The 4271-nt window shown below is 68.0% G+C and carries 4 protein-coding genes; all 4 read right to left on the reverse strand.

The window, feature by feature from the left end:
* A partial coding sequence (locus LQR33_RS22505) for an AAA family ATPase (protein WP_231470497.1) occupies positions 1–943 on the reverse strand: 943 nt, incomplete at its 3' end.
* 32 nt (positions 944–975) lie between these two features.
* Positions 976–1698, reverse strand: coding sequence for a substrate-binding periplasmic protein (locus LQR33_RS22510; protein WP_166440043.1), 723 nt, complete (start codon positions 1696–1698; stop codon positions 976–978).
* Complete coding sequence (pap, locus tag LQR33_RS22515; protein WP_166440044.1) at positions 1691–3175, reverse strand: polyphosphate:AMP phosphotransferase; 1485 nt, start codon at positions 3173–3175, stop codon at positions 1691–1693. Before pap ends, LQR33_RS22510 begins: the two co-directional genes overlap by 8 nt.
* 51 nt (positions 3176–3226) lie before the next feature.
* On the reverse strand, positions 3227–4271 hold a 1045-nt coding region (locus LQR33_RS22520), incomplete at its 5' end, for a PD-(D/E)XK nuclease family protein (RefSeq protein WP_231470498.1).

Consider the following 4271-nt stretch of genomic DNA (forward strand, 5'->3'; position numbering starts at 1 on the left):
GCGCGGCGTCGCCTCGCAGGCTGGCGCCGGCCACCCGCTGCAGCCATTGCGCGGTCTCGTCGCGATAGGCGATGCGTCCGCATAGCTCGCCCAGCACCGCGCCGGCCTCCACCGACGACAGCTGGTCGCGGTCGCCCAGCAGGATCAGCCTGGCCTGGGACGGCAGCGCCGCCACCGTGCGCGCCATCAGCGCCAGGTCTATCATCGACGCCTCGTCCACCACCAGCACGTCCAGCGGCAACGGATTGCCGGCGTGGTGGCGCGGCGCCTCCACGCCGGGACGCAGGCCCAGCAGCCGGTGCAGCGTCTCCGCCTGGGCCGGCAGCTGCCGGCGCACCGCGTCAGCCACATCCAGCCGGTCGCGCGCCGCGCGCACCGATTCGGACAGCCGCGCCGCAGCCTTGCCGGTCGGCGCCGCCATCGCCATCACCAGCGGGCGCGGCGACATCGCCGCCAGCAGCGCCAGCAGCCGCACCACGGTGGTGGTCTTGCCGGTGCCGGGGCCGCCTGAAATCACCATCAGCCGCTGCCGCGCCGCCAACGCCGCCGCCAACTTCTGCCGGTCCGGCTCGCCGTCGTCCGCGCCGGGAAACAACCGGGCCAGCAAGTCGGCCAGCCGCGCCTCGTCCGGCGGGGGCAGTGGCTGGGCCAGCCGAGCCAGCCCTTCGGCCAGCCTGTCCTCGTCGTGCCAGTGGCGGGCGAAATACAGCCGCCCGGCTTCGTCCAGGATCAAGGGCGCGTAATCGCCCGGCTGGCCGACCAGCGGGCTGCCGCGCAGCGCCGCCGCCTCGCCGCGGTGAGCCAGCGGCAGACAGACGTGGCCGGCCAGATTGGCGTTGCTCAATTCGCCTATCAGCGCCAGCACTCTGTCGTCGGCGCCGGGCGCCAGGCGTTGGAACAGCCGGACCAACTGGCCGGGCAATAGCGGAATATCGGATTTCATCGATGGAACTTCCGGATGGACTGGCGCCGCGCTCAACGGCGGGCGAACAGCGGCCGCAAACGGCCTTGCTCTTGCAGTTGCTGGATGGCCTGGTTCAGGCCCGGCAGCAGATCCCGATAGCGCGGATGCAGCCGCAGCGCCACCGGCAGGCTGCCCAGAGACTCGCCCGGCAGGCAGCGGCCGCCTTCGTCGCGCCGGCTCCAGTATTGCGCGCGGCGGCGCTCCAGCACCACGGCCTGGACCCGGCCCTGGCGCAGCTTGTCCAGCATTTCGTCCTCGTTGGCCGACCCGTCGCGCAGCAGCTTGCGGCTGGCGAACGCGCTCTCCAGCGACGGGAAGCGCTGGCCCAGCAGCGTGCCGATGGTGCCGCCCTTCAGCGAGGCCAGGGTGGCGGGCCGCTTGCCCTTGTCAGGCGGCAGGCACAACACGAACTCCGCGTCGGCGATGGGCTGGGTGTAGAAGCCGGCCACCGGAGACAGCGCGCGCCAGGAGGCGTTGACGCCGACTTCGACATCCAGCTTGCCCACCTGGAACAGCTGCTCCAGCCGTTGCGAGGGATAGTAGTCGAGCTGGAAATGGACGCCGCTTTGCCTGGCGATCAGGGCCAGCGCGTCGCGGTAGGCCAGCGAGAGTCCATCGTCGGCGTTCGCGCGCAGCGATTCGCCGCTGTCATTGGCCAGCCCGGCCCGAAGCGTGGGTTGGGCCAGCGCCGGCAGGCACAGCAACAGCATCAATCCCCACCACAGCCTATTCACTCAGCCTGGCCTCCAGCGCGTCGCAGATGGTGGACAGTATCTTGATGCGCGCGAAATACTTGTTGTTGGCCTCCACCAGCGTCCACGGCACCTTGCTAGTGCTGGTGCGGTCCACCATATCGCTGACCGCTTGGCGGTAGAGGTCCCATTTGTCGCGGTTGCGCCAATCCTCGTCGGTGATCTTGAAACGCTTGAAGCCCGTCTCCTCCCGGCCCTTGAAGCGCGCCAGCTGCTCATCCTTGCTGATCGCCAGCCAGAACTTCAGCACGATGGCGCCGTTCTCGGTCAACTGGTGCTCGAAGTCGTTGATCTCGTAATAGGCGCGCATCCAGTCGGCCTCGGCGGCGAAGCCCTCCACCCTCTCCACCAGCACCCGGCCGTACCAGCTGCGGTCGAAGATGGTTATGCCGCCCTTGCCCGGCAGATGTCGCCAGAAGCGCCACAGCCAGGGCTTGGCCTTTTCCTCCTGGGTCGGCGCGGCCACCGGCACCACCCGGTAGCGGCGGGCATCCAGCGCCTGGGTGATGCGGCGGATGCTGCCGCCCTTGCCGGCCGCGTCGTTGCCCTCGAACGCCAGCACCAGCGAGTGGTTGCCGAAGCGCGGATCGCGGGTCAGCTTGTTCAACCGCCCCTGCAGCTGGTCCAGCTTTTTCTGGTAGCTGGCCTTGTCCAGCTTCTGTTCCAGCTCCAGCGTGTCCAGCACCAGCTTGTTGTCTATCGGCGCCAGCAGCGGCGGCGCCTCGACGCGGTCGGTGCTCAGCATCGGCTGGCCGAGACGGTTGCGTATCGCCTCCAGGATGGTGTTGGCCACCGTCAGGCTGCGGTAATTGGCGTCCTCGCCGTCGATGACGATCCACGGCGCGTGCGCGGTATTGGTCAGCCTGAGCATGTGCTCGCCGTACTTGCGTATCTTGTCGTAGCGCTCATAGTGCTCCCAGTCGGTCTTGGTCACGCGCCAGCTGGTGGCCGGGTCCTGCTCCAGCGTCTTCAGCCGCTGCTTCTGCTTGTCGCGGCTCAGATGGAACCAGAACTTCAACACCACCGCCCCGTCCAGCGTCAGCATGCGCTCAAAACGCAGGATGTCGAAAATCTGCCGGTCGAAAGCGTCGCGGTCGCTGCGGTTGAACACCCGCTCGAACAAGGTGTCGGAATAATAGGAACCGAAGAACATGCCGATGCGGCCGGTGGCGGGCAGCTCGTTCCAGTAGCGCCACATCCACGGCCGGGCGCGCGCCTCGTCATTGGGCTTGTCGAAGGCGACGGTGTGGATCAGCCGCGGGTCCAGCCACTCGTTGATCAGATTCATCGTTTCGCCGCGGCCCGCGCCGTCGAAACCGTGGATCAGGATCAGCACCGGGAAATCGGCTTTTTCCTTCAAGTCATACTGCACGTCCAGCAACGCCTCGCGCAGCGCCGGCATCATCTTGCGGAAAGTGTCTTTATCTATGCTGTGGCCGATTTCGGCGGATTCAAACATGTTTCACATCCTTATCCACTTGCTTAGCTTAGTTGCCATCCCCGGTCGCCATCACTGCGTAGAACTACCAGGGCCTCTCTTGGTTCCAGATCCCGCAAGCAGCGCGTCCAGCGCGTCCAGCAGCGCCGCGGACGGCGCATCGGCCCACACGCCGCAGCCCGGCTCGCCCATGCCGCGCAAAAACAGGTAGCGCACGCCGCCGAAGCGGCCGTCCCAATCCGCGCCGCGCGCGGCGAAGTAGCGCCGCAGCGCCACCAGGTAAATCAGGTACTGCAGGTAATAATGCTCGCGCGCCACCGCGTGGACCAGACGGTCGTCACGATAATCGTCGTAAGCGTCGCCCAGATGGTTGGACTTGTAGTCGATCAAATAGACGCGGCCGTCCGCCTCGCACACCAGGTCGACAAAGCCTTTCAAAAAGCCCTGCACGCTGGCGAAATCCAGCGCGCCGGCGGCGCGCCGAAACGGCTCGGCCAAGCCGTGCTCCGGCTTTTGCAGCGCGGCGATCAGCGCCGCCACGTCCAGCCTTTTCACCGGCAAGGTGAATTCCAGCTCGATCAGCCGCTGGTGGTCGGCGACGTCGCGCAGCCGCGCGCCAGGCGCGATCTCGGCGTTCAGCGCGTCCAGGATCAGCTCGCAGCCGGCATCCAGCCACTCCTCGCCGAAGCCGTGCCGCGCCAGCGCGCGCGCCACCGCCGCGCGGATTTCGTCCTCGCCGCCGCCGAAGCTGATGTTTTCGAAAATCTCGTGCAGGCAAACGCCGGCCTTGGCGCCGCGCGGGAAGCTGAAGCGATTCCGGACCGGCCCCCCCTCCAACGCGGCCGGCTCGGACGCCGCCGCGCGGTCATAGTCCGGCGCTTCGGCCAGATGGCTGCCCGCGTCATGGGTCAGCGAGGTGAAGCTAGCGATCTTCCACGGCGTGTACAGCTTGCGCTCGAACGGCCGCGCGGCGTAGGCGCGGCCGATCTCGCGGCCGCCCGCCAAGGCCTGCCGTCCCTCGCCGTCCAGCCAGCGCGCCGCGTCGCCGCGCGCCTGGAGAAAGTCCCGCAGCTGCGCCTCCACCATCCCGCCGTCCAGCTCCAGCGCGTCCAGCGCC

It is taken from the genome of Chromobacterium piscinae, assembly GCF_021129175.1.
Lineage (GTDB): Bacteria > Pseudomonadota > Gammaproteobacteria > Burkholderiales > Chromobacteriaceae > Chromobacterium > Chromobacterium piscinae.

Coding starts and splice junctions, on each gene's coding strand:
- pap (WP_166440044.1), bottom strand. CDS start 3,175: ATGTTTGAATCCGCCGAAATCGGCCACAGCATAGATAAAGACACTTTC.